The sequence below is a fragment of the Streptomyces sp. NPDC021225 genome (assembly GCF_044332865.1).
Taxonomy (GTDB): domain Bacteria; phylum Actinomycetota; class Actinomycetes; order Streptomycetales; family Streptomycetaceae; genus Streptomyces.
This window is the reverse complement of the sequence record NZ_JBIRPV010000024.1, coordinates 18,464-41,603: the sequence shown is the minus strand read 5'-3', so window position 1 is coordinate 41,603 and position 23,140 is coordinate 18,464. Positions and strand designations below refer to the sequence as shown.

At 69.9% G+C, this 23,140-nt stretch carries 28 protein-coding genes; 23 read left to right on the top strand and 5 right to left on the bottom strand.

Features of this window, described 5'->3' with window-relative positions:
* Positions 1–26 precede the first annotated feature (26 nt).
* From ACH4S9_RS46865 to ACH4S9_RS46855, 3 genes are read right to left on the bottom strand one after another with little or no spacing between them, the layout of a single operon-like run.
* Entirely contained in the window at positions 27–1,667 is a 1,641-nt protein-coding gene (locus ACH4S9_RS46865; protein WP_398377775.1) for a recombinase family protein, read from the bottom strand.
* The gene (locus tag ACH4S9_RS46860; RefSeq protein WP_398377773.1) at positions 1,664–2,017 is read right to left on the bottom strand and encodes a hypothetical protein; all 354 of its coding nucleotides are present in this window, start codon (positions 2,015–2,017) and stop codon (positions 1,664–1,666) included. The genes ACH4S9_RS46865 and ACH4S9_RS46860 overlap by 4 nt, the downstream gene beginning before the upstream one ends.
* Positions 2,018–2,047: 30 nt before the next feature.
* Positions 2,048–2,332, bottom strand: coding sequence for a hypothetical protein (locus ACH4S9_RS46855; protein WP_398377771.1), 285 nt, complete (start codon positions 2,330–2,332; stop codon positions 2,048–2,050).
* Between the two features lie 626 nt (positions 2,333–2,958).
* On the opposite strand from ACH4S9_RS46855, the gene ACH4S9_RS46850 reads away from it, so the two are divergent.
* The 19 genes from ACH4S9_RS46850 to ACH4S9_RS46760 all read left to right on the top strand — a co-directional run bounded on the left by ACH4S9_RS46850 (position 2,959) and on the right by ACH4S9_RS46760 (position 16,001).
* Entirely contained in the window at positions 2,959–3,141 is a 183-nt protein-coding gene (locus ACH4S9_RS46850; RefSeq protein WP_398377769.1) for a hypothetical protein, read from the top strand.
* A gap of 68 nt (positions 3,142–3,209) precedes the next feature.
* On the top strand, positions 3,210–3,563 hold the full coding sequence (locus tag ACH4S9_RS46845) for a hypothetical protein (protein WP_398377767.1): 354 nt from the start codon (positions 3,210–3,212) through the stop codon (positions 3,561–3,563).
* Positions 3,560–3,937, top strand: coding sequence for a hypothetical protein (locus tag ACH4S9_RS46840; RefSeq protein WP_398377765.1), 378 nt, complete (start codon positions 3,560–3,562; stop codon positions 3,935–3,937). Before ACH4S9_RS46845 ends, ACH4S9_RS46840 begins: the two co-directional genes overlap by 4 nt.
* Positions 3,934–4,998 carry an ERF family protein gene (locus tag ACH4S9_RS46835; protein WP_398377763.1) on the top strand — a complete coding sequence of 355 codons (1,065 nt, stop codon included), beginning with the start codon at positions 3,934–3,936 and terminating at the stop codon, positions 4,996–4,998. The genes ACH4S9_RS46840 and ACH4S9_RS46835 overlap by 4 nt, the downstream gene beginning before the upstream one ends.
* Positions 4,995–5,564, top strand: coding sequence for a hypothetical protein (locus tag ACH4S9_RS46830; RefSeq protein ID WP_398377761.1), 570 nt, complete (start codon positions 4,995–4,997; stop codon positions 5,562–5,564). The genes ACH4S9_RS46835 and ACH4S9_RS46830 overlap by 4 nt, the downstream gene beginning before the upstream one ends.
* The gene (locus tag ACH4S9_RS46825; protein ID WP_398377759.1) at positions 5,561–6,190 is read left to right on the top strand and encodes a hypothetical protein; all 630 of its coding nucleotides are present in this window, start codon (positions 5,561–5,563) and stop codon (positions 6,188–6,190) included. Before ACH4S9_RS46830 ends, ACH4S9_RS46825 begins: the two co-directional genes overlap by 4 nt.
* Positions 6,191–6,264: 74 nt before the next feature.
* Positions 6,265–7,221 (top strand): mucin-2, encoded by a 957-nt coding sequence (locus ACH4S9_RS46820; protein ID WP_398377757.1) that lies wholly within the window; start codon positions 6,265–6,267, stop codon positions 7,219–7,221.
* On the top strand, positions 7,218–7,922 hold the full coding sequence (locus ACH4S9_RS46815; protein ID WP_398377755.1) for a cell surface glycoprotein: 705 nt from the start codon (positions 7,218–7,220) through the stop codon (positions 7,920–7,922). The genes ACH4S9_RS46820 and ACH4S9_RS46815 overlap by 4 nt, the downstream gene beginning before the upstream one ends.
* Positions 7,919–8,398, top strand: coding sequence for a hypothetical protein (locus tag ACH4S9_RS46810; RefSeq protein ID WP_398377753.1), 480 nt, complete (start codon positions 7,919–7,921; stop codon positions 8,396–8,398). Before ACH4S9_RS46815 ends, ACH4S9_RS46810 begins: the two co-directional genes overlap by 4 nt.
* Positions 8,395–8,565: a hypothetical protein gene (locus tag ACH4S9_RS46805; RefSeq protein WP_398377751.1), complete on the top strand. Its 171-nt coding sequence runs from the start codon at positions 8,395–8,397 to the stop codon at positions 8,563–8,565. Before ACH4S9_RS46810 ends, ACH4S9_RS46805 begins: the two co-directional genes overlap by 4 nt.
* 129 nt (positions 8,566–8,694) lie before the next feature.
* Positions 8,695–9,207 carry an HNH endonuclease signature motif containing protein gene (locus ACH4S9_RS46800; RefSeq protein WP_398377749.1) on the top strand — a complete coding sequence of 171 codons (513 nt, stop codon included), beginning with the start codon at positions 8,695–8,697 and terminating at the stop codon, positions 9,205–9,207.
* Entirely contained in the window at positions 9,207–9,692 is a 486-nt protein-coding gene (locus tag ACH4S9_RS46795; protein WP_398377747.1) for a single-stranded DNA-binding protein, read from the top strand. Before ACH4S9_RS46800 ends, ACH4S9_RS46795 begins: the two co-directional genes overlap by 1 nt.
* A 118-nt stretch (positions 9,693–9,810) precedes the next feature.
* Positions 9,811–10,524 carry a hypothetical protein gene (locus tag ACH4S9_RS46790; protein WP_398377745.1) on the top strand — a complete coding sequence of 238 codons (714 nt, stop codon included), beginning with the start codon at positions 9,811–9,813 and terminating at the stop codon, positions 10,522–10,524.
* A gap of 282 nt (positions 10,525–10,806) precedes the next feature.
* The gene (locus ACH4S9_RS46785) at positions 10,807–11,652 is read left to right on the top strand and encodes a hypothetical protein (protein WP_398377744.1); all 846 of its coding nucleotides are present in this window, start codon (positions 10,807–10,809) and stop codon (positions 11,650–11,652) included.
* Between the two features lie 177 nt (positions 11,653–11,829).
* Positions 11,830–13,056: a hypothetical protein gene (locus tag ACH4S9_RS46780; protein ID WP_398377742.1), complete on the top strand. Its 1,227-nt coding sequence runs from the start codon at positions 11,830–11,832 to the stop codon at positions 13,054–13,056.
* A gap of 66 nt (positions 13,057–13,122) precedes the next feature.
* Positions 13,123–13,656, top strand: a complete 534-nt coding sequence (locus ACH4S9_RS46775; RefSeq protein WP_398377740.1) for a hypothetical protein — start codon at positions 13,123–13,125, stop codon at positions 13,654–13,656.
* 79 nt (positions 13,657–13,735) lie between these two features.
* The gene (locus ACH4S9_RS46770; RefSeq protein WP_398377738.1) at positions 13,736–14,029 is read left to right on the top strand and encodes a hypothetical protein; all 294 of its coding nucleotides are present in this window, start codon (positions 13,736–13,738) and stop codon (positions 14,027–14,029) included.
* Between the two features lie 231 nt (positions 14,030–14,260).
* Positions 14,261–14,785 carry a helix-turn-helix domain-containing protein gene (locus tag ACH4S9_RS46765; RefSeq protein WP_398377736.1) on the top strand — a complete coding sequence of 175 codons (525 nt, stop codon included), beginning with the start codon at positions 14,261–14,263 and terminating at the stop codon, positions 14,783–14,785.
* The gene (locus ACH4S9_RS46760) at positions 14,775–16,001 is read left to right on the top strand and encodes a PBSX family phage terminase large subunit (protein WP_398377734.1); all 1,227 of its coding nucleotides are present in this window, start codon (positions 14,775–14,777) and stop codon (positions 15,999–16,001) included. Before ACH4S9_RS46765 ends, ACH4S9_RS46760 begins: the two co-directional genes overlap by 11 nt.
* Positions 16,002–16,010: 9 nt before the next feature.
* Here ACH4S9_RS46760 and ACH4S9_RS46755 read toward each other — a convergent pair whose 3' ends face one another.
* A complete protein-coding gene (locus ACH4S9_RS46755) occupies positions 16,011–16,337 on the bottom strand; it encodes a hypothetical protein (RefSeq protein WP_398377732.1) in 327 nt (108 codons plus the stop codon).
* A gap of 281 nt (positions 16,338–16,618) precedes the next feature.
* Between ACH4S9_RS46755 and ACH4S9_RS46750 the strand changes: the two genes are divergently transcribed.
* Complete coding sequence (locus tag ACH4S9_RS46750; protein WP_398377729.1) at positions 16,619–18,094, top strand: phage portal protein; 1,476 nt, start codon at positions 16,619–16,621, stop codon at positions 18,092–18,094.
* 390 nt (positions 18,095–18,484) lie between these two features.
* Here ACH4S9_RS46750 and ACH4S9_RS46745 read toward each other — a convergent pair whose 3' ends face one another.
* A complete protein-coding gene (locus ACH4S9_RS46745; protein WP_398377727.1) occupies positions 18,485–19,495 on the bottom strand; it encodes a hypothetical protein in 1,011 nt (336 codons plus the stop codon).
* A 60-nt stretch (positions 19,496–19,555) separates the two neighbouring features.
* Here ACH4S9_RS46745 and ACH4S9_RS46740 point away from each other — a divergent pair, with 60 nt between their 5' ends.
* The 3 genes from ACH4S9_RS46740 to ACH4S9_RS46730 all read left to right on the top strand — a co-directional run bounded on the left by ACH4S9_RS46740 (position 19,556) and on the right by ACH4S9_RS46730 (position 23,030).
* The gene (locus ACH4S9_RS46740) at positions 19,556–21,775 is read left to right on the top strand and encodes a phage minor capsid protein (RefSeq protein WP_398377725.1); all 2,220 of its coding nucleotides are present in this window, start codon (positions 19,556–19,558) and stop codon (positions 21,773–21,775) included.
* A 10-nt stretch (positions 21,776–21,785) separates the two neighbouring features.
* Entirely contained in the window at positions 21,786–21,956 is a 171-nt protein-coding gene (locus ACH4S9_RS46735; protein WP_398377723.1) for an Rmf/CrpP fold protein, read from the top strand.
* 84 nt (positions 21,957–22,040) lie between these two features.
* Positions 22,041–23,030 carry a hypothetical protein gene (locus tag ACH4S9_RS46730; RefSeq protein WP_398377722.1) on the top strand — a complete coding sequence of 330 codons (990 nt, stop codon included), beginning with the start codon at positions 22,041–22,043 and terminating at the stop codon, positions 23,028–23,030.
* Positions 23,031–23,140: the final 110 nt, after the last annotated feature.

Genomic DNA, 23,140 nt, shown 5'->3' with positions numbered 1-23,140 from the left:
CCCAGCTGTCTCTGTAAAACACTCGACTACGGCGCGGTAGCTGTCCCCTGCTCCTTGGCCTTTTTCTGCCAAGGGTCCGGCTCCCACACCGGGTGAATCTCTACCTTCGCCGCGCTCGCTTCGCCGTCCTCGCCGTCCTCGGCGTCTGTCCGTACCAACGCCACCCGCCGAATCAGCTGCTTCAGCAACGCGTTCTGCTCGCTCACTTCCAGCGTCGACCACTCGGCGGCGAGACTGACGATCATGGGCTCAAAGTCTGTGCGGTCCGGTGCCTGCTCGACCTCGACGCACTTGTCGAGGGCGGCTTGTGCGGTGGCCTGCTGGCTTCTGATGCGGTCGCGGGCCGCCTCGTACGCCCCGGGAGGGTAGTCCTGCGGGTTGACGGCGCGGTCGGCCTGTAGCCGGGCGAGGCCGGCGTCGAGCTTGTCGAGTTCGGCCTGTAGGCGTTTCCGTTCACGTGCGGCGTGGGCCCGCTCGTCGAGGACGGCGGCGCGCTGCTGCGGTACCGACGGCGCCGCATCTACGCCCGCGGCGGCCTCTCGCAGCACCCATTTCCACACCTCCCGTTCGATCTCGTCGCGGTGCATCCGTACGCCCTGGCAGCCGGCCCCGCCGGTCTTGGCCCGCACGCTGCATCGGTAGGCGTTAGGGCCGATGACAGTTGCGCTCCCCCGGCATCCTGCGCAGCGCATGAGTCCGGTAAGGCGGTAGAGCGCTTGGCGGGCCCGGGGCGGCGTGGCGCGCACCTCCCTGCGGCGCCGCTGGTACGCCTCCCACAGGTCCGGCCCCACGCATTCCTCATGAGCGCCGTTGACCAGTACATAGTTCGGGCACCGAAGACCTTGTTTGGCCCGGTCACAGGGGCACTCTCGGTCGTGCACACGCAGCAGGCCCGCGGGAAACCCGCTGTCCATGTAGTGCTTGATCGTGGATTCGCTCCACAGGCCACCCGCGTTGGTGCGGTAGCCGTGACGGTTGAGCCACCCTGCCAACACCTCGAATCCGTGGCGGCCTTCTGCATAGTCGCGGTAGAGGTCGGCCAGGACCGGGCCCCTGTCGGGGTGGATCTCGTACCACTCTTTTTGGATCTTCCAACCGCCCTCGCCGTCGGGGATGCGGCGGGGATGCCATATGTACCCCCATCGCGGTCGGCCAGATGAGGGCAGTTCGAGTTTGGTTCGGCGGTGGTCATGGGTCTCGATCCATTGCTCGCCGGCTCGGTCGCTCTCGTAGTTGCCGAACGCGAAGATCATGTCTCGCTGGAAGCGGCCGATGGCGGTTCGTGCGTCGATCTGCTCGGTTGCTGATTCGAGCTGCCCGCCGGCCCCTTCGAGACGGGCGAGGTTGGTCACGTTGCCCGTGCGGCTGCGGCCGAACCGGGAGTAGCGCCATACGGCGATGCCTCGGGCCTCGCCGCGCTCTACGCGCTCGATGGCCCCCATGATCTTTCGTTTGAAGTTCCGGCCGGTGGCGTCAAGGTCGATGATCAGCGGTTCGAGCAGTCGGCGCCCGGTGCGGGCTGCCCATGCCCGGATGGCACTTTCCTGAAGCTCCGGGCTGATCTGTTCCTCCTTCCACGTGCTCACTCGGATGTATCCGAGCCACGGCTCGCCGTCCTCGGTGGTCGGCGAGCCGCGTAAGGCGGCTGGGATGTCGAGTTGGGTCACTGTGCTTTCCGTCCAGGTTGTTTCCAGTGGTGTGGGCGCAGTGTGATCACGTTGCCCGTGACCTGCTCGGCGCGGTCGCCTGCCCGGCTGCCCGGCGTGGGCGGGGCGGGTGCGTCGAGCAGGCCACGCGCGACGTGGTCGAGGGCGCGGAGGTATCCGGCGCGGTCAGCTTCGGCGAGCTGGTGAGCTGTGGCGAGCTGGGAGTTGTGCACAGTACGGATGATCGTTAGGGGGATGGCGGCCAGGACGATGAACAGCCCTACCCGCCAAAGGTCGTCGTTGTCTCCGAGTAGACCGAGGACGCCCGCGGATAAGCCCACCACGAGGAGGCCGAAAGCGAAGATGGGCATGTATCGGTGGGTCACTGTGCCTCCGTGCGGTCAATTCTCGGCGGTTTGTCCCTCGCCGCGCTCCGCCCGCTGCTGTCGCAATGTCTCGGTCATAGAGACGAACAGCGCACGCGACTGGGGGTCGGTAATGCCCAGTTCATCCGCTGCTTGCTCCGGGGTGAGGGGGTCGGGGCGGGGGCCCTTGCGTTGGACGGCTTGCAGCTCGTTGCGGCTGAGGACGCCAGCGGCGACGAGCACTTCGGCGAGTGGGAGTTCGAGGGCTTCGGCGAGCATCTGAAGTACTCGTGTCTCCATGGCGCCCTGCCCGCGCAGCATGCGGCTTACGGTGCCAGCGCCAATGCCGGAGTCTTGGGCGAACCGTGTCTGCCCGCCGCCCCTCGGTCGTAGATCGTAGCCGCGGCGTTCAAGCTGCCGCCTAAGCCAGGCAGCGAAGTCGGCGGGGGTGGCGTGGTTGTTCCCCTGCACATTCCTGTGTTCCATGGTTGGAACATACCGCGCATGGACAGTCCCGGGCGCACAACCGCTTGACCTTGTCCGGAATGCACTCCACCAACACGGACTACTCCCCTGAGCTGCGGCAATAGATCGAACTAGTGACCGATTGTTGTCGCATGCGTGCTCACTGTCAACGCGGTTCGAGACACACCTCGCGCATTCGTTCGACTCATACGTCACAGCATCATGCTAACGTTCCATCCGTGGACGGAACCTATCCGGCCACGGAAGGACGATGCCCGTATGTACGACCGCGCCGCCCTGGTCTCCGCCGCTCGAGAAGCGGGGGACCGCAATCCATCAGACACGGCAAGGCGGTTGAAGGTTGCACGTAACACCGCATGGCGTTTGTGGAACGGCCGCACCGCCCCGAGCGCTGTTGTAGCAGCGGCCGTTGAGCAGCATTACGGCGTTTCCGCTGGCCAGCTGGTCAAGCGAGCCGCCGCATGAACGGTGCCGTGATTCCGCGCGAGCAGGCGTTCGTGAACGCCCGCCGAATCCTCGACGCCGCCCGCGCACGGCGCGACCACGACCGCGCCGCCGGCCGCCTCGGCCCCGAGGTCGAACTCACCTTGCGCCGCCTCGAACGCCAGCAGACGCGCGCCGTCGAGCACCGCACCGCCGCCTGAAAACGAACGAGGGCCGCCCGGATGCGACCCGGACGGCCCTCCCGACCGAACCCCGAGAGGCACCGATCGTGAACACCCAACAGCCTACCGCCACGCCGGACGCCGAGGCCGAGCGGAAGCACCTCGCCCGCACGGGCGTGATCGCCCGGCAGCTGGACCAGATCGCCCCCGGTACCGCCCGAGTGCGGACCGTCCCCGTGACGACCAACCGCGACGGCGAGCAGCGCGTCGCGACGTGGGTCGCTCTCGACGACGCCCTCGGCGGGCCCATCGAGGCTGACCGTGAGGCGCACCGCGCCGCCCGCGGCCTGCTGCGCCGGATGTTCCCCGCCGCCGACTGGACCCACCCGCAGGTCTACGACGCGATCACGGGCGACCTCGCCCTCGACGAGCCGACCATGCCCGAGGAGCTGCACCGATGATCCGCCCCCAGCTGTCGGCCGACGGCCTCGCCGTCCGTCTGCCGATCGCCGCCCGCGTCGAGCAGTTGCTCGACGATCTCGCCCTCGCGTACGTCGAGGCACCCGACGACCTCGGCCGCCTGCTCGCCCACCACGGCGAGAACGTGCGCGCCCTCGACCACGCGATCTCCGCGCACGACGTGCCCGACCACGTGCGGGCGATGCGCGCCGCCGTCGCCGACGGGAGCCGCGAGGCACTGGCCGCCGAGGCGCCGATCGCCGCCGACCTCGACGACCTGCTCGACCCCGACACGGCGATCACCCTCGCCGGTCGGATCACCCGCCTCGCCGCTCATATCCGCCACCGCCGTACGAACCGGAGCCCGCGCCCGTGACCGTCACCACCCTGCCCACTGCCCGCGCGCACGCCGCGCCGTCCATGTCCGACGCCCTCGCGCGCGTTGAGGTCACGTACGTGCCCGCACCCGCGGGCGCCCCCGAGGACGCCCCGCGCATCTTCTCTGTGGTCAACGCCGTCATGCGCGACACGGTGCCTGTCGGCAAGAACCAGGAGAACCAGCAGCAGCGGTACAAGTTCCGGGGCATCGACGACGTTATGTCGGCCATGGCCGGGCCGATGCGCGCGCACGGCCTGTTCATCCTGCCGAGCATCGCCGACCACCGGGCCGAGCGCCGCGGCGAGAAGATGACCCACGTCGTGATCACGATGCGGTACCACGTTTACGGGCCCGCGGGTGACTGCCTGGTCGCGGACGTGCCCGGCGAGGCGAGCGATTTCGCCGACAAGGCCACCAACAAGGCCCAGTCCGCCGCCCTTAAGTACCTGCTGTTCACCCTGTTCATGATCCCCGTGGACGGCCGCAGCATCGACGACGGCGACCGCGAGCACCCCGTCGAGCCGACCCCGCAGCAGCGCGCCGAGCAGCAGCAGCGACAGCAGCGCCAGCAGGACCGGCGCCAGCAGCGCGGGCAGCAGCGGCAGCAGCCGCGCCGCAGTCAGCGCGCCGAGCCCGGCCCGTGGGAGCAGCAGGCCCCGCAACAGGGCCCGCGCCGCGACTACCTCGCCGAGGCCCGGAAGGCGCCGACACCCGAGGCGTTCGCCAAGGTGCGCGCCGCCGCCGTCGCCGACGGCGCCCCCGACAACTACCTCGCCCAGCTGGACCAGGTCGCGGAGCAGAAGCGGAGGGCCGCCCAGCAGCAGCCGCAGCAGGCCCAGGGCGGGCAGCAGCGCGAGACGCCCGAGCAGGCCGAGGCGCACGCGATGGCCGTCGGCGAGCTGTTCGAGGCCGCCCGCAGTGCGGGCGTGACCGACCGTGCCGAGGTCGAGCAGCTGTTCAGCGCGCGCCACGGCGTGAAGCCGACCGGGGCAACCGTCGAGCAGCTGCGCGAGATGCGCGACGACCTGCTCGACGCCGCGAAGGGGGCGAGCGCGTGAGCGCCGAGCAGCAGACCGGCGAGCAGCCCGTCGAGTCGCTGCGCGACCTCGCCACACAGGAAGCCGTGTTGAAGCTGCTCGCCGAGCGCGTAGCCGCGGCGCAGAAGGACGTGAAGGCCCGGACACAGAAGGCCCTCGACGCCGCCCAGAAGCGCGACGGGACCGAGCGCGTCGGGGCGTACCTCCCCACCGGCGAGCAGGTCGCCACGATCTCAATCCGCAAGGGCGAGACCGGGCCGGTCGTCGAGGACGAGGAAGCCCTCGCCCGGTTCGTTCGTCAGCAGTGGCCCGACGAGGAGTGGACCGAAACCCGCATCGTGCGCACGGTCAAGCCGTGGAAACTCGCCGAACTGCTTGGCGAGATGGACGCCGCCGGCGTCGCGAAGCTGGTCGACAAGATCACGGGTGAAGTCCTCGACGTGCCCGGCGTCGCCATCAAGCCGACGCGCGCCCGCACGCACGGGATCACGTGGCGCACGGGCGGGAAGGTGGCGACAGCCGAGGCGTGGCGCACGGGCGCCCTCGCCGGACAGCTCGCCGCGATCACCGCGGGGGGTGAAAAGTGACCGCCCGCGCCACCGAGGCCAGCCTCGACGCCACGCGCCGGCTGCTCGACGCCGGGCCGGTCGAGCAGGTCCCCGGACAGCTCGCCGTCGAGGGCGTGCCCGAGGAAGCCGGCCCGCACAACGTCCCCGAGGGACTGGCGAAGGCGTTCGCCGCCCGCACCCGCTCGACGGACGACGGACACCGCGAGTGGAGCGGACGCCCCGCCAAGGGTGGGGGAAGGTTCCGGCACAAGGGCCGCGACTACACCGCCTTTCAGGCCGCATTCATCCTGCGGACCGGGCGCGAGCCCGTGGGCAGCGTCCGCCCGTCGTGCGACCGGCCGCAGTGCTGCGACCTCGCGCACGTCGACGACCAGGCCACCCGGCAGCGCGACCGCGCGGCCCTCGCCGTCGTCAAGGGCATGCAGCACCGCGCCCCGTCGTGCGACCACGACCAGGCCGTACACGGCCGGCACCGCGGCGACGGCCGCCGGTACTGCAACGCGTGCAACAACCCCGGGTCGGCCGACGGATGCGCCCACGGGAACCCCCGGTGCGACGCCCAGCCGGTACGGCCGTACCCGTGCGGGTGGCGATGCGACGAGCACCAGCCGGCCCACACCCGCCCCTACTTCACCGCCGCATGACAGGCCCGGCGGCGAGGACGAGCCACCGACGCCCCTCCCCGCCGGCGCCCCTCCCCGACAGGAGCACAACCCCCGTGACGTGGTTCAAAGTCGACGACACCGCGCACGCGCACCCCAAGCTGTTGAAGGCGGGAAACGCCGCCCTCGGCCTGTGGGTACGCGCCGGCGCCTACGCCGCCCAGCACCTCACCGAGGGCGTAATCCCGGGCGTCGTCGCCCAGCTGTACGGCACCGCGCCCCAGGCCCGGAAGCTGGTCGCGTCCGGCCTGTGGCACGCCCACGGCCACGACTGCACCCGGTGCAAGCAGCCGCCCGCCGGCGACTACGTAATGCACGACTTCCTGACCTACAACCCGACCCGCGCGCGCGTCGAGGACGACCGCGCCCAGGCCGCCGAGCGCCAGCAGCGGGCCCGCGAACGGGCGGCCGAGCAGCGGAACCAGGAGCGTAATCCACTCGATTCGTCGGCGAATCGTCCGCGAATCGATGACGATCCGAGGCCGGAAAATCGCGAACCGTCCGCGAATCAGATCGAGTTTCCGGAAGACATCGCAGGTCAAGGCGACCCGTCACAGCGTGACGCCGTCGACCCGTCACGGTCCCCCCGACCCGACCCGGCCCGTCCCGCTGTACCTCCTACGGAGGTACAGCAAGCTAGCTACGGCTCGACCCCCGCCGTGCCGCCGAACCTTCGGCCGTTGCGTGACGCGCTCACCGCCGCCGGCGTCGTCGTCGAGTGGTCCCTCGCCGAGGCCGATTGGTTCCGCCTTGAGGCGATCGTGAAGCGGACCGCCGTCCCCGCCCTGGTCGACCACGCCCGCGAGCAGTGGCGCCGCGCCCGCTCCCGCCCGCGGTCGGTCCGGTACTTCCTGCCCGGCTGGACCGCGCTCCCCCCGGTGCGCGCCGGCGCCCCGACCTCGCCCGGCGCCGACGTTATCCCCCTCGACGCCGCCCGCCCCGGCCGCGTGCAGCGCGCCGCCGACCTGTTCCGCACGGCCGCCCTCGACGACCCCCAGGAGTCCGCCCAGTGAACCGCCGCGAAGTCGCCGCCCTGCTCGCCTACGCCGTGAAGCTGGACCCCCGCAGCGCTCCCGCCGACCAGGCCGCCGCCGATGAAACCCTCGACCAGTGGGCCGACCTGCTCGCCGACGTGCCGCCGACCGCACCGCACCCCAACGGCCGGCACTGGGACGCCTCACAGGTCGTACGCCGCCACATCGCGACCAGCCCGTACCCGATCAAGCCGTCGGACGTGTCCCGCCCGTGGCATGAGTTCCGCCGCGACGTGGTCGACCGCCACCACGACCCCGTTCCGGCCGCCGACCCGGACAACGCCGCCGCGTACCGCGCCGAACTGCTCAGCCTCCGGCACGCCGTCGCGACCGGAGCACTGACCGCCTCGACCGTCAAGGAACTGACCGGCGGGCCCGCCCCCGAGGTCGCCGAACGCCTCGCCGCTCTCGGCGAGTACGTCCCGCGCAGCGTCGCCCAGCAGCTCGCCGCCTACCGGCCGCGCCGCGCCGAGCGCGAACGCCTCGCCGCCGCCGATCTGCCCGACCCGCTCGACGTGGCGTGCACGTGGTGCGGCGCCCCCGCCGGCGAGCCGTGCCGAGGTCGACGGGTGAACCCCAAGGGCGGCGAGATCAAGAGCCGACGGAAGGCCAGAGCGCACCCGTGCCGCGCCGAGGTCGCCGCCGCCCACCATGCCGCCCGACAGGAGTCCGCCGCATGAACCGCAACCGGAAGCACCCGCAGCGCGCCCCGCACCGCCGCCGTGCCTCGGCGACCGACCGTACGAAGAACATCAGCGGGTACCGGATCACCGGATCGTGGGACCAGCGTCCGGACCGGCCCGCGATCAAGCCAACGCAGGACCGCAAGGCCGCCCGCCGCATCGCGCGCGAGTTGGCCGAGCAGGGGGCTTACGTGGTCGTCGAGCGGCACGACGGATACGGCCTGTGGTCGACATGGTTCGAGGTCGACGGTCCCGCCCTGCTCGCCGAGCGCCGAGCCGCCGAGGAGGAGCAGCGCCAGCGTGCCGCCGAGGAGTACCGCCGCGCCCAGCGGGAAGAGGCCGAACGCCTCGCCGCCGCGGAGCAGTGCGCCCGCGACCGCGACGCCCTCGCCCGCCTTATGGTGCGCCCGCCGGTCGCTCGCGAGCAGTGCGGGCGCCGCGACGCCCGGCACGTCACCGGGGCGCAGCGATGATTCCCGCCGCCGCCCTCGCCGTCGTACGCGCCGGCGTCGAGAACGCCCGGGGGAAGGGCCTCGACACGGCCGAAGATGTGGCCGAGCAGGTCGTCGAGGAACTGGTCTCCATGGGATGGACGATCGCCCTCGCCGAGCCCGACGACGACCGCCCAGGAGCCGCGTAACGCCCCGCCGGGGGGCGGTAATCCGAACGGACCACGCCGCCCCCTGACATGTATCTTCCATCCATGGAAGGCATACGCCGGCCATGAAAGAACATTCGGAACGACTACATCCCGACGGAGGTGCATCCCATGGAACGGCCCACCCCGGCCGCCCGGTTCGCCGACAAGGTGAACACCGCGGGCCCCTGGTCACTCCGCCGAGACTGCCCCGGCCCCTGTCACTTGTGGGACGGATCGCAGAACGAAAAGGGCTACGGCACGTTTTGGGTCGACGGCCGCACCGTCAAGGCCCACCGCTACGCCTACCAGCAGGCCAACGGCCCCATACCCGCCGGCCTCGAAGTCGACCACCGATGCCGCCGCCGCGAGTGCGTCGCCCCCAGCCACCTCGAAGCCGTCACCCACCGCACGAACATCCTCCGCTCGACGAACCACGTCGCCGCCCGCGCCGCCGTCACGCACTGCCCCGCCGGCCATCGCTACGACCAGGCGAACACCATCCGCGCCAAGAACGGAACGAGGAAGTGCCGGGCGTGCAAGAACGCATCCGCCCGCGCCATCCGCGCCGCAAAGCGCGAGGCCCGCCTCGCCGTCGTCGAGCCCATCCGACCGACCGCCCCCACCCTCGAAAGGGCCGCGTAATGAGTGGCGAGACCACCATCACCATGACCGGCAACGTCGTTGCGGACCCCGAACTCAGGTTCACCCCGTCCGGCGCCGCCGTCGCGAACTTCCGCATGGCCAGCACGCCCCGGAAATTCGACCGCCAGACCAACGAATGGAAGGACGGCGAACCCCTCTTTCTCGCCGTCGCCGTATGGCGTGAGCAGGCCGAGCACGTCGCTGAGTCCATACAGCGCGGCATGCGCGTGATCGTCGTCGGCCACCTCACACAGCGCCAGTACGACGACAAGGAAGGCAACCACCGTTCCTCATATGAGATTCAGGCCGACGAGGTCGCTCCCAGCCTGCTTCGCGCGACGGCCGTCGTCACCAAAGCCAGCAACGGCCAGAACGCCCAGCCGCGCCCGCAGCAGGGATACGGCCAGCAGTCCCAGGGATATCGCCAGCAGCCCGCCGCCGACCAGTGGTCGACCCAGGGATACAGCGACGAGCGCCCGTTCTGATCGAGCCCCCGCGACCGGCGCGCGTCCGGTCGCGGGCCCGCCCGCGCGCGTGAGCCCCGGGCGTACTTCACGTTCATCAACTTCCGTACGAAGAAACCAGGAACAGGAGCACCACCCCTTGACCCGCACTCCCGACGCCGTCGCCGTCGCCTCGCTCGACACTCACCGCCTGATCGTCACCGTGCCGAACGAGGGACCGGCCGACATCGCGTGCAACCTCCCGCACCCCGTGGCCGCCCGCGTGCTGCGCCAGATCGCCGACAGCCTCGACGGTCCCGCCGGCCAATGCGCGACCGCCCTCGCGACCGGCGCGCCGTGCCCGATCCACGACGGGCCCGCCTCGCCATCCGAGGCCATGCTCGCCGCCAGCGCCGAGGCACCCGCAGCGTTCACCCGCGGCATGGCGAGGCCGCAGCGCCCCGCCGGCCTCGACGCCCTACTCGACGCCGTCGCCGCCCAGCTGCCCGCCGATGACCCCGACCAGGCCGCGGCGGGCCTCGCCGAGATGAGCACCCCCGCCGAGCGGGCCGTCGACGAGGCCCGGCAGTGCCTCGCGTTCAACGCCGGCGAGCAGTCGCCGACCCTCGCCTCGCTGCGCGACATCCTGCTCGACACCGAGGAGCGCACCCCGGCCGCCGCCCTCGCGATCGCGTACGTCCTGCTCGCCGCCCACACCCGCGAACTGTCCGCCCTCGCCCGGAAGCGCCACGCCGCCACCCTCGACGAGCACGGCCTCAACCGCAGCACCCGCGGCCTGCTCACCGGCATGGACAGCGTTCGAAAGCTGCTCGACTCCCACGCCGACAGCCTCGACGCACAGGCACAGCGGTGATCCGAGGCCACTGGTTCCGCGCCGACCGTGCCGACGAGCCGTGCCGCTACAGCGGATGCGGCCGGCCGCAGTTCGAGCACGTCGAGTCGGTCGGCGAATGGCTGGACCCTCGCCACTGGTTTCGACCGAGGCCGCGCCGACTCTCGCACTGCGCACGCTGCGGCCGACCGTTCGACCACTCAACGCACCGCGGTAGCCGAGAGAACCGCCGCCTGTGGGGGCGCCGATGAGCAGCGCTGCCGCCCGCGCCGACCGCACGCACCGAAGACAGGAGCAGCCATCATGACGACCACCCTCGCCCCCGCCGCCCCGCCAGTCGCCCGCCGCGCCGCCGTCGACCTCGCCGCCGTGCGTGAGCAGTGGGGCGACCTGCTCGCCGCTATCGGCCGCCGGCCGGCCGCCGAGTGGCCGCCCCGCGACTCCCGCGCGTACATCGACGGACACCTCGCCGAGCAGGCCGACGGCGCCGAGGACGAGCAGCCGGTCGAGACCGTCGGCCGACTCCCCTTGTTGCTGCGCGAGCACCCCGCCCCGCTCAACCTCGACGCCCTCGACGCCGCGATCGAGGTCGAGCGCGAGCTGTTCGACCTCGCCGACGCCGTCGCCGAGCAGGTGCAGCGCTCCATACGGCCGGACCGCGACGCGCACGGCCGGTTCATCCTCGACCGAGCCGACGCCGCCGACCCGGCACGGTGGCACCCGCCCACGCACCGCGACGCCGGCCCCGCGAGTGCCGCCTCGGCCGGTTCCCGCGCGTTCGGTCTGCACTGGGCCGCCGTATGGCTGGAGGGCCGCGCCCTCGGCGAGCCGAATGGTGATCTGTTCGAGGTCATGCCGGCCCGCCTGCTCGACCACGTCGCCGAGAGCGCGCACCGCGCGCGCCTCATGGTCGAGCGGGCCCTCGGCCGCGACGGGCGGACGACCGTCATCGACGCCCCGTGCCCATTCTGCGGCGGGCAGCTCGCCGGCCACACCCAGCCGGGCGGCGAACCTGTGGTCACCTGCTCAACCGGCCCGGAGTGCGCGGCGCCCGTCCTGCTCGACAGCCGCCGGCGCCGGGCGTGGCGGGGCGCCGACCTGGTCGGCCTGTGGGTCGCCCTCGACGCGCGCCGGCGGGGCGAGGAGTAGCCGGCCCCCGGGCGCAGCGGCCGGCCAACCCGCGGGGGGCATAGGGCAGTTGCCCGCGCCCCCCATTTGTGAACTGACTTGTGAACCCGCTTGTGTAGCGACTTGTGAAGTGGCTACAGTGACGTTCCCGCCGGACTCCACCCGGCACCCAGACAGACGAACAGGGAGCAACCCCCAATGAGCGTCACGATTCCCGGAGCACTCGCCGACCACCTCGCCGCACAGTGGATCGGCGACGAGGAGACCGCCGCCACACTCGACGCCGCCCGCCGCGGTCGCGGCCGGACGCTGGTCATTGAGCCGACCAGCACGCGCGTACTGCACGTGATCAGCCGGCACGCCGAGCACATCCTCAGCATTCGCGGCGCCTACAGCCGCGCGCAGATCGCCGCCGCCCGCCTGTGGATTCAGCGCGCCGGCAACGCCCCCGCGATACTCACGCACCGGTTCGAGGACACCGAATCGGCGTACAACGCGACGCAGTGCCGCGACGACATCCGCGAGGGCGACGTGTTGATCATCAAGCGCGAGGGCGTCGTCGGTTTCCTCCGTAGCGCGTGGCCGGTCGCCGTCACCGTCGCGTACGGCGAGCTGCACCGCATCACGGGCGACCCGCGTACCCTCGACGACGGCCGATACGCCGACAGCGCCATTCGCGCCGAGCGCATCGCCACCGAGCACGGGTTCGCCCTCGCCGAGCAGCAGCTCGCCCCCATCGAGGCCGCGCCCGTCGAGGACGCCGAGGCACTGCTCGCCGCCCAGCTGGTCACCGAGGCCGAGGCCACCGACGGTACGTGGCGGGGCGACTGGATCGGCCAGCAGGCCGGCGACGCCCTGTTCGCCCTCGAACTCCCCGCGGAACAGGGCGCCCTGTTCGACGACCGCGCCGCCGCGCCGGCCGCCGAGGTCGAGGTCGAGGTCGTCGACACCGTCGCCCCCGAGGTGACCCGCGCGTCGGTCGACGCCTACCTCGCCCGCGAGTACCCCGCCCTGTTCGCCCCCGAGCAGCCGCGCCCCCTCGCGCTCGAGCCCGCGCTCATGTGGGCGGTGACGCACCGCGTCGTGATCCGTGGCGAGTGGCAAGGGCTGATCATGTGCGGACTCGGCCGCCGCGAGGCCGAAGACCGCGCGGGCGTGCTGCGCTACACCGGCAGCAAGGCCGTTGAGGTCGTGCCCTGCGAGCACGGCCCGAACGCCCACCGTGACGCCCGCCTCGCCGCACGCTGCGAGGGATGCGGGTACGTGATCCCGCGCGGCGAGCAGTGGCACGACTCGTGCCGCCCCCGCCCGCGCCTCACGACCGCCGAGCGCGCCCGCCGAGCCCGCGAGCTCGACGCCGGGCACGCGCGCGCCCTCGACGCGTCCGCCCGCGTCGCCGCCCTCGACGGCGAGCCCCCGTTCTAACTGACCCGACCGGCCCGCCCTCGACCCGGGGGCGGGCCCCAACCCGCACCGACAGGAGCAGCACACGTGAACGCCACCGACCAGCCCGACGACGCCGAGCAGCGCCCCGCGGCCGACGACCACCAGACCGGCCGCACCTACTCGGCCGCCGAGATCAGTCGGCGTGTCAAGGGCCGCCGCCTCGAGCCCACCGACGATGCCCGCAACCTCGCCGAGCAGCTGCTCGCCGAGGTGATCCAGCAGCACCGCGACCGAGCCACGGCCGACGACGGTCGGGGCGACCCGTTCACTCGCGCCAACCTGCGCAATTTGGCCAACGCGTACCGCGACGCCACCCGCCCCGACCCACGCGGCGACCTCGACCGCCTGCTCGACGGCCTCGCCGCCGAGCTCGACCTGTTCGACATTCGCGCCCTGCGCCTCGCAGGCGAGGCCGCCGTCGCCGCCACCCCGCGCGCCATCAAGGCCGCCCGCGACCGCGGCATGAGGCCGGGACCGATCGCCGCCGCGCTCGGCCTCACCCAGTCGCGCGTCTATCAGGTGTTGCGCGCCCTCGACGCCGAGCAGGGCGAGCAGCCGACTCCCGACGGCGACCAGTAGCCCAGACAGCAGCGCGGGCCCGCCGCGGCGACTCCACCGCCGGACGGGCCCGACTAACCACGATCGGAGCAACCCCGACATGGCCAAGCCCAAGCCTACCCAGCAGCCCACCGACGGCCCGAACCTCCCTCCGCCCATCGGCCGCTCCCTGTCCGTCCGCATCCTCGACGAAGGCATGTACGACGACCTACGCGTGATCATGCAGACCGGTTGCGACGCGAGTGCCGCCGTCCGACAGGCGTTGCTTCTCCTTTCGGAGGCGTATTACGCCGCATGGTCCCGCGGGATCTACCCGACCGGGACCGTCCCCCTGATCGAGAGTGTGACCTTCAGGCCGTACCGCCCCGTCCGACAGCCTGACCAGGACGTATGACAGCTGCGCGCCCCGCTGTATGACACGGCGGGGCGCGCCGTGCACCGGACGCGCGGCCCGTCATGCGCGTGTGGCGTGGGCGTCGTACAACGCCGGTTGCGTCGTTATCAATCTGTGATCTACAGTTGGGCTCGACCTCGGCGTGCCCGGAAACGGACGCCCTACCGAACGCCCCGCCGCTACCCGTCCAGCGGCGGGGCGTTCGCACGTCCGCCGGCGAGGGGGTGAGTCATGGCCCGCCCCATCGACGACAACGACCGCAAGCGCGTGCGCGAGTTGCACGCCGCGGGCAAGTCCCGGAACGACATCGCGAGGGAGATCAACAGGTCGCCCTCGACCGTGTCCAAGATCGCCGGATCGTTCGACCCGCCGCTCAAATTCGACCGCGCCGCCGAGGTCGAGACAGCCACCCGCGTACGCCGCGCCGACCTTGCCGCGCGCCGCGCCGACCTCGCGATCACTCTTCACGACATCGCCGAGCGCGAACTCGCGAAGATGACCGAGCGCACGCTGTATTTCGAGTGGGGCGGGAAGGATCACACCTACGCCCAGAAGTGGCAAGACGAGCCGATCCCCGCGGACCGCCGCACGATGATGGCGACCGCCGGCGCTGCCCTCGACCGCTCCCTCAAACTGGCCCCGCCGCGCGACGAGGCCGGCGAGCGGTCCCGTTCCGTGATCGGCCGCCTTATGGACGGTCTCGCCCGGAACTACGCCGAGCGCCACGGCGAGCGGGGCGGCGACGATGCCGACTGACCTCGCCCTATCCCCCAAGCAGATAGACAGCATCGTCGAGGCCGCCTCGTTCCTGAACCTGTGGGAAGGGTCGGTAAGAAGCGGGAAGACGATCGCCAGCCTCATACGGTGGTTGGGGTACGTCGCCGACCCGCCGCCCGGAGGCGAGCTGGTCATGGTCGGGCGCACCCGCGACAGCCTCGCCCGGAACGTGTTCGGACCCCTCATGAACCCGGACGTGTTCGGCGAGGTCGCGCAAGATATCCACTACACCAGCGGGGCGCCGACGGCGACCGTCCTCGGCCGGACCGTGCACGCCCTCGGCGCCAACGACGCCCAGGCCGAGCCGAAGGTACGAGGCTTGACGTGCGCCGGCGCGTACGTCGACGAGGCGACGACCCTCCCCAAGTCGTTCTTTGACCAGCTCACCGCGCGTTGCAGCGTGGCCGGATCGGCGATCTTCGGCACGACCAACCCCGATAACCCGAACCACTGGCTACGCCGCGACTACCTGCTCAGGCCGCGCGAGGCCCGACTCAGGTCGTGGCACTTCCAGTTGGACGACAACCCAGGCCTTGACCCCGAGTACATAGCGCGGATCAAGTCGACGCATACCGGCCTGTTCTACAAGCGGAACGTACTCGGCCTGTGGGTACAGGCCGAGGGCGCGATCTACGACATGTTCGACGAGTCCGAGCACGTCGTCGACGAACTACCCGACATGCGCCGGTACTGGATCGGCATCGACTACGGCACCGTGAACGCGACCTCGGCGATCCTGCTCGGCGAGGGCGTCGACGGCCGGCTGTACGCATGCGCCGAGTGGCGCCACGACTCCCGCACCGCGCACCGGCAGATGACCGACGCCCAGTACAGCGCAGCACTGCGCAAGTGGGTTGCCGAGCAGGGCGTCGCCCCCGAGTGGACGTTCATCGACCCCAGCGCGGCGAGCTTCATTACGCAGCTGTGGGCCGACTCCTATCCGGGCGTGGCCCGCGCTTCAAACGAAGTGGTGGGCGGTATCCGGTCCGTGGCGAGCCTGCTCGGCGCCAGCCTGCTCCGCGTCCATCGATCGTGCGAGGGACTGCTCGACGAACTGCCCGGTTACGTGTGGGACGAGTCCGCCGCCGACAAGGGCGAAGACAAGCCCGTCAAACAGAACGACCACTCATGCGACGCATTGCGCTACGTAATCCATAGCACGGCGCACGAGTGGCGCCATCTACTCACCAATTGATGAAGGCCCCTAGACTTCTGGCCGTTCCAACACGCTCCTCAGATGTGTCGCAAGTTCACGCTTGGCCCGTTCAAACTCGCCTATCCGCGCCCAGAGTCCGGTCTCAAAATCCTGGTGGATGGGAACCGTCCTTGAATCCCAGATTTTGACCAGCTCATCGTGAAATTGTCGCACTGCAACCCACATCTCATCCGAGCATTGCACGATTCCTTCCGGCCCGACCAATTGAATCCGAGAATTCAGCTGGTAGAGAGTGCGCGAAGCGTCGTAGACCCTCTCCGCGACTGCTTCCACAGCTGACCAGTCAGGCGATTCAGTAGCCAGCAGATTGTTCACGTATTCCGAATCTACTAAGTGAACAGCGTCATCCACGGGCTCAAGCGCTTCAAGAAACGCCAAGTAAGCCGAACGCCGTTCTTCCCTTAGCCGATGCGCGTGCTCAAAGCGCCCCTGATCGCTCGTCTGTCGCCGTGCAGCTACGTACGTCAAGCATGCGGTTCCCAAGGTCCCAACAACCGCTACTGACGCCCCGAGAACTGCCGCTAACCCTTGATCCATCGCAAGAGAGTGCCTTATGGCGCCCACTCACCACCAGCCCAGCAATGGAGGTGATCAGAATGGCTCTGCCCGAATCGGGCGCAGCGTGGCCGCCGCCGGCGTGGGCCCCGTACTACGCCGCGATGCGCGTCGACGACGCGTGGTACAGCGGCGACCGGAAACGCCTCGGCCGCGCCTACTCCCACCACGGGCGCCCCTCTGAGCGGCGCCGCCTATGGGGCCGACGATCGTTCGAGCACCGCGCCGACCGGCGCGACAACCGCCTACACGTCCCCCTCGCCGGCGACATCGCGGCGACCAGCGCCGACCTGCTGTTCGCCGACATGCCGACGATCACCATCGAGGACAAGACCACACAGGACCGCCTCGACCAGCTGCTCGACGAGGGCCGCGCCCAACAGGTGTTCCTCGGCGCCGCCGAGCAGGCCGCCGCCCTGTCCGGCGTGTTCCTCCGTGTGACGTGGGACCGCGACCTAGCGCCGCGCCCCCTGCTCACCGTCATGCAGCCCGACGGTGCCGTACCCGAGTACCGGTTCAACATGCTGCGCGCCGTGTCGTTCTGGCGAGAGTTGGACGGCTCGGCCGAGTCGACCGTATGGCGCCACTTCGAGCGACACGAGTCCGGCCGCATCGTGCACGCCCTGTATATGGGGACGCGCGACAACGTCGGGCGCCGCGTGCCGCTCACCGAGCACCCCGATACGGCCGAGCTGGTCGACTCCCTCGACACCGAGGGCGACAGCATCGCGACCGGCATCCGAGAACTGACCGCCACGTACATACCCAACATGCTGCCCAACCGGCTGCACCGAGGGAGCCCGATCGGACGCTCGGACTACGCGGCGCCGATCTACGACCTGTTCGACGCGCTCGACGAGACGTGGACGAGTTGGCTCCGCGACATTCGCCTCGCCCGCGCGCGGCTGATCGTCCCCGACGGATACCTACGCAACGAGGGCGCCGGCCGCGGAGCGTCGTTCGACGACGACCGCGAAGTCTGGCACAGCCTCAGAATGCCGCCCAACGAGGGCGCCGGCATCACGTTGAACCAGTTCGATATCAGGGTCGAGGAGCACGCCCGGACGGCCGAAAGCATCATGCGACAGGCCGCCCAAGCCGCCGGCTACTCGCCCCAGTCGTTCGGCCTCGACGGCGAGGGACAGCCCGTCACCGCGACCGAGGTCGACAGCCGCGACGCCCGGTCGATGGTGACCCGCCGGAAGAAGGCCGGCTATTGGCGCCACGGAATCGCCGACATGTGCCACGTCATGTTGCAACTCGACGCAGCGCTGTTCGGCAGCAAGGTCACGCCCGCCCACCCCCGCGTGGAGTTCGGCGACGGCGTCGCCGAGTCCGCCGAGCAGACGGCGACGACTCTCGACCTGCTCAACCGCGCCGGCGCCGTCAGCACGGCAACGAAAGTGAAGATCTTCAATCCGACGTGGGACGACACCGCCGTACAAGCCGAAGTGCGGGCGATCCTCGCCGAGACCGGTGCAGCCGCGCCCGACCCCGTCGGAGCGTTCCCCATGTGAGTGGCCCTACGCACGGAAGATGATACGGAGCAGCCGCTCAGCGCGGTCCCGCACAACTGGATCAGAGCACGCCAACGCCACGAGGATGAGGCACGCGAGAACTGCGCAGAGCAGGGACACACCAGGGTTCTGGAGCAGGTCTGTTGTCACGAGAAGGACCGTAGGCGTAGCGCCAACCTGGTCGCAAATACCACATTGACACATGGGGCGTCAACCCCGTTACGGTTGCGTCAACCCATCACCTTGAAACCACAGGCCACAGCACATCCCACCTTGAGGCTCAACAGGCATCAAGTGACACAAGTCACAGATAAGTTAGGGGGTAGTGGCGGTCCATCTGGGCCTAGTCGAAGACCTCGCCGCCACACAGCCCCGACAACGAGTCTCGGTTCAGGCGATGGGCCAACCAACGAACTTGTCGCCGTCCTCGTACACGAGTTTCATACCGGCGGACTCGACAAGCTCGGCCAAGTCATCAACCGGGCGCTCGGGAAGCAGTACAACAAGCTGCGCGTCGTTCGGGGGGATGTGCCGGTGGTAGTCGAGCAACTGCCCAATGGCCATACGGACGGCGTTGCGGCTGCTGCTGCCCTTGAGCTCGTACAGCACGTTGTCGGTCGCGTCGTAAAGGTCCGTCCAGAACGTTGACGTCAGGCCCTTAATGCGGATCTTGAAGCGGTCGACCGAGTGCCCCTCACCCTTGAGGAAGGCGAGGAAGCGGTCACTCAACTCCGCCTCCCGTCGCGTTACTTCGACGGCATCGCTCGCCTTACGGGTGACCTGCTTCTTACTGTTCTTCTCCGGCTTGGTGGCCTGTCCGCTGGTCGACTCTGCCGGCTGAAGCTCGAAGTATGGGTCACTGCTGACCGGAACGGCTGGCAGGGTCTCGGTGACGTCGTCGCCTGCCGCGGGAACGAAGTCCTCGGGCAGTTGCTCAAACTCGGCCACCGGGCGCAGCCGGAAGACGTAGACCCATCGCATGTCGTGGTTCTGGTCGAGGGCTCGTCGCCTCACGAACGGCTCGTCCTCGTCGACCTTGAACTCGCCGACGTAGCGATGCAGCTTGGGCCCGCTCTTGCCCTTGACGTAGCCGACGCACATGAACACGCGCAGCGTGCGCCCATCGTCGGCGTGGTTCAGTACGGACCCGTTGTTGCCCTTCAGGGTCTGGTCGCCCTCGACGCCCTGACCGGTGTACTCAAAGATCGGGCCCTTCTCGTCTTCCTCGGCAAGCCAACCGTCCTGATAGCCGTAGTCCTTACCGCTGTCGTGATCCGAGAAGATCAGGACGTTGTCGGTCGTGGTGGACGGGATGATGCCGCCCTGGGGGCCGCCGCCGAACTTCGCTTTCAGTTGCGCGCGGGTAAGTTCGTCGCCGGGCTGGATCTGCGCAGAGGTCATGCGCACGACCGTATCGGGCACCACTGACAATGCGTCCCGCGCATGTGCTGGGGGGTGGTCATGCCCGTACACCCCGGAATGGTCGAGGACCTCTCGGCCAGCGCACGTGACCTCTACGCGGAAGCCGAGGAGCGGCTTTTGGGCATCATCGCCCGACAGCTCGCCGCCGGCCTCGACGCGCCGGGGTGGGTCGAGCTCAAGCTTGCCGCTGTTCAGCAGCTGCGCCGTGCCTCACAGACCGTCGTTGACGAGTTGGGGAAGGCCGTCGAGCTGGAGGTGTTCGACGTCGTCGCCGAGGCGTACAACGCCGGACACCGCGCCGCGGTCGCCGAGTTGGGCGCCCTGTCCGATGACGCGCGCCGGCTGGTCGACGACGTCGCCCCGAACGCGCAGGCGGTCGACCGCCTCGCACAGGAAACCGTCGATGTAGTCACCTCGACGCACCGCTCGATTCTGCGGGCCGTCGTCGACCGGTTCCGGGCGATCGTCGCCCAGGTCACCGCAACGCCCCTGATCGGAACCGGAACCCGCAGGCAGGCGACCCAAGACGCCATGCGCCGGTTCGCTGACGAGGGAATCCGATCGTTCGTCGACCGCGCCGGCCGCCGATGGCAGCTCACCTCTTACGCGGAGATGGCCGTACGGACATCCGTCGCCCGCGCCGCGACCGAAGCACACATGCGGACCCTGTCCGACGCCGGTATCGACCTGGTCATCGTCAGCGACGCCCCGCGCGAGTGCCCGCTCTGCCGTCCGTGGGAGGGGCGCGTACTGGCCATCGATGGCCCGACGGGCGAACGCACGGTCGAGGTCGAGCACGCCCTCGACGACGGCCTCATGATTCCCGTACGGGTCGCCGGCACCCTCAACGAGGCCCGCCTCGCAGGGTTGCAGCACCCCAATTGTCGGCACTCCGTCAGCGCCTACACCCCAGGTCTGACAGTGCCCGAGCAGGCCACCAGCGACCCCGCCGGCTACGAAGCCGGCCAGCGACAGCGTGCCATAGAGCGGCACATCAGGAAGTACAAGCGCCGCGAGGCCGCCGCCGTCACCCCCGAAGCGCAGCGCGCCGCCCGCTTGAAGGTGCGCCAGTGGCAAGGCGCCATGCGGACGCACCTCGCCGCACACCCCGACCTACGACGGTTGAGGCACCGCGAGCAGCCGGGCGCCTCGAACCTCCCCGAGCAGCGCACCGAGGCGACGCCCGAGCAGGTCGAGGCCGCGCGCATGTTGTCAGGCGACGGGCAGTCGGTACGCGAGATGAGCGACGACCAGCTCGCCGCCGCCGAGGGTTCCCGCCTGCTCGACGATCGCGCCCGCGCGAGGATCGAGGCCGAGGTCGACCGCCGCGACCTCGACGACCTGCTCGCCCGCGTACGGCCCGGCGGCACCCTCGCCGAGGACCTGACACCGTTCAGCGACACCGAGCTCGCCCGCGCGTTCATCCACCTCGACGACGGCGACACACTACGTGTCATAGCGGAGATGGACCGGCGCGACCTCTCCACCCGCCTACCGGGCGTGTCCTGGGATCTGGTCGGCGTGTCCGACCACGACCTCGCCGCGCGCGCCCGCGGAGCCGATCCGGACACGCTCGCCCTGATCGCCACCGAGGCCGGCCGGCGCGACCTGCTCGCCCGCCTGTTCCCCGGCGGGCAACTGCTCGCCGATCTGTCCGACGTGGGCGACGACGAGCTCGCATGGTGCATGCAGTACGCCACCAGCGAGGAACTGTTCAGGATCGCCGCGGAGATGGACCACCGCGACGCCGTCGACCTCCCCCAGCCAGCCGACACCGGCGACGCCGTCGCCGACATGCTCGCCGACCGCGACGCCCTCGCCGAGGCCATGGCGCCGGCGCCGGACCCGGAAGAGTGGGGGCGCCTCGCCGACGACGAGTCGTTCGCCGCCGAGGCCGCCGCCCTCGCCGCCCACACGGACGAGGACGGCGACGAACCCGACGAACGGCACACGATCACTCGCCGCGAAGCCCGCGCGCTGTATGACGAGTACGTGTATCGCCAGTACCTCGCCGCCGAAGAGGACTGCAACGGCTACCTACTCAACAAGAAGGCCAAGGCCGCCGGCATCAACCCGGCAACGCTGTTCAGCGGGCCCGCGCGCATTGCGTACGCGCGTGCCAGCGATGAGCTGAAAGAGTGGTGGGCCGAACAGGGTCGACTCACTCAGGCCGAGTTCATCGAGCAGGTGACCGGCAAGTCGCAGCGATGGGCGGAGGGCGCGCGCAAGAACGAGTCTGACCACCAGGGCAAGAGGTAGGGGGCGCAGCGTGGGCACACGCGAGGACATCGCACGGGCAGTCGAGGCCGGCCGCGAGGCAGGCAGGCAGAAGGAGAAGCCGACCGTTTGCCCGTACCCGCGGTCGTCGACGCTGCGTACCGCGTGGATTCGCGGCTATGCGGAGACGAACCCCCTGCCGTCCCAAAACCAGGACATTTAATCCCTGGTCATGCTGTGGCACCGAATCCTCTGATCTGCCTCAAATCGTGCCCAGTGACCAGTGTGCGCCCGCACAGTTGGGTCTATGACACTTTGGCGGCGGAGCATCGACCGGATGCGTGCCCACTGGAAGCTCGCTTGGGTTCCCCTCGGATTCTCGGCCACCCTTTATGGCAACAGCCTTTACGGGACCTCCCATCAGCGTCTCGGCTTGGTGCTCTTCCTTGGCGGCTGGGTCCTCACAGTCTGCGGGATGCCAGCCTTGAAGCGGTTCGTAGATGAGAATCCGCTTCGTGAGGAGAACGAGAAGGTAGCCCTGTTAGGGCTCGTCCTGCTCTCCGTCATGGGGAAACCTGTTTCCACTGTGGCCAAGGCCGTCTGGGGAGTGGCCCAGCCGGGCGATTACCGCACTGCCGCCACATCGCTGGGCCTTATCTACTTCGTGCTCCCGTTGGCCGTACGGTGGGCCGTACCAAAGGGATCCGACCTCCGACGGCTCCCCAACCGCATCCAGCAGGCCGCCATTTTCCGAACCCTCGCGAACGCAGCCGGTATCGGCGCTGTCGCCATGTTTCTGAGCGCACGGTTTGTCGTCGCCTACCCTGCACCGCTGATCTCTACCGCCTTGACCCTCATGGTCGCCATGGCCGTGGTCACGCACAAGACTTTCGCGCGAGCGCGGAAGCTGTGCACGCAGACCCACATCGACGTACAGAATCTGCTTCGGGACATGGACGATCTCGACGATGCAAAAGGTTACGACCCAGCGGCGAGGAAGCTGAGCAACTGGCGGCCGAGGCCGCGCACCGGCCAGGGGAGGGGCGACAAGCACGCCGACAAGCGGATGGCGGCCCGCCGGAGCTGGGATGTCCTCAAGCTTGACCTCTGCACCACCGTAGACAGCGGCTACCGCCTGTTCGGGCTGCCCTTCCTCGCCGATGACGCGATAGCCGATCTGGAGAGGAAGGTGCTGGTCGGGATCGAAGCTGCCGAATCCGATGCTACCGACCCGGCGCGTGATGACCTCCACGCCATCCTGAACGCATGTGTAGGGCGCATCGACGTCTTGGCCTAGCAACTCCGTGCTTGGACGGGGCTTCGCGCCAGCCACTTGCTCCCGGGTGCCGAACGGGAGTACAGGGCCTATCGCAGCGCCTCACCTCGAATACTGCATGCTTGGAACAC

Excerpts from the sequence above, each read along its gene's own strand:
- ACH4S9_RS46785 (WP_398377744.1), top strand. The coding sequence starts at position 10,807 with ATGACGACCACCCTCGCCCCCGCCGCCCCGCCAGTCGCCCGCCGCGCC.
- ACH4S9_RS46750 (WP_398377729.1), top strand. The coding sequence starts at position 16,619 with ATGGCTCTGCCCGAATCGGGCGCAGCGTGGCCGCCGCCGGCGTGGGCC.
- ACH4S9_RS46765 (WP_398377736.1), top strand. The coding sequence starts at position 14,261 with ATGGCCCGCCCCATCGACGACAACGACCGCAAGCGCGTGCGCGAGTTG.
- ACH4S9_RS46805 (WP_398377751.1), top strand. The coding sequence starts at position 8,395 with ATGATTCCCGCCGCCGCCCTCGCCGTCGTACGCGCCGGCGTCGAGAAC.
- ACH4S9_RS46800 (WP_398377749.1), top strand. The coding sequence starts at position 8,695 with ATGGAACGGCCCACCCCGGCCGCCCGGTTCGCCGACAAGGTGAACACC.
- ACH4S9_RS46730 (WP_398377722.1), top strand. The coding sequence starts at position 22,041 with ATGACACTTTGGCGGCGGAGCATCGACCGGATGCGTGCCCACTGGAAG.
- ACH4S9_RS46795 (WP_398377747.1), top strand. The coding sequence starts at position 9,207 with ATGAGTGGCGAGACCACCATCACCATGACCGGCAACGTCGTTGCGGAC.
- ACH4S9_RS46740 (WP_398377725.1), top strand. The coding sequence starts at position 19,556 with ATGCCCGTACACCCCGGAATGGTCGAGGACCTCTCGGCCAGCGCACGT.
- ACH4S9_RS46850 (WP_398377769.1), top strand. The coding sequence starts at position 2,959 with ATGAACGGTGCCGTGATTCCGCGCGAGCAGGCGTTCGTGAACGCCCGC.
- ACH4S9_RS46780 (WP_398377742.1), top strand. The coding sequence starts at position 11,830 with ATGAGCGTCACGATTCCCGGAGCACTCGCCGACCACCTCGCCGCACAG.
- ACH4S9_RS46840 (WP_398377765.1), top strand. The coding sequence starts at position 3,560 with ATGATCCGCCCCCAGCTGTCGGCCGACGGCCTCGCCGTCCGTCTGCCG.
- ACH4S9_RS46855 (WP_398377771.1), bottom strand. The coding sequence starts at position 2,332 with ATGCTGCGCGGGCAGGGCGCCATGGAGACACGAGTACTTCAGATGCTC.
- ACH4S9_RS46770 (WP_398377738.1), top strand. The coding sequence starts at position 13,736 with ATGGCCAAGCCCAAGCCTACCCAGCAGCCCACCGACGGCCCGAACCTC.
- ACH4S9_RS46810 (WP_398377753.1), top strand. The coding sequence starts at position 7,919 with ATGAACCGCAACCGGAAGCACCCGCAGCGCGCCCCGCACCGCCGCCGT.
- ACH4S9_RS46760 (WP_398377734.1), top strand. The coding sequence starts at position 14,775 with ATGCCGACTGACCTCGCCCTATCCCCCAAGCAGATAGACAGCATCGTC.
- ACH4S9_RS46860 (WP_398377773.1), bottom strand. The coding sequence starts at position 2,017 with ATGCCCATCTTCGCTTTCGGCCTCCTCGTGGTGGGCTTATCCGCGGGC.
- ACH4S9_RS46745 (WP_398377727.1), bottom strand. The coding sequence starts at position 19,495 with ATGACCTCTGCGCAGATCCAGCCCGGCGACGAACTTACCCGCGCGCAA.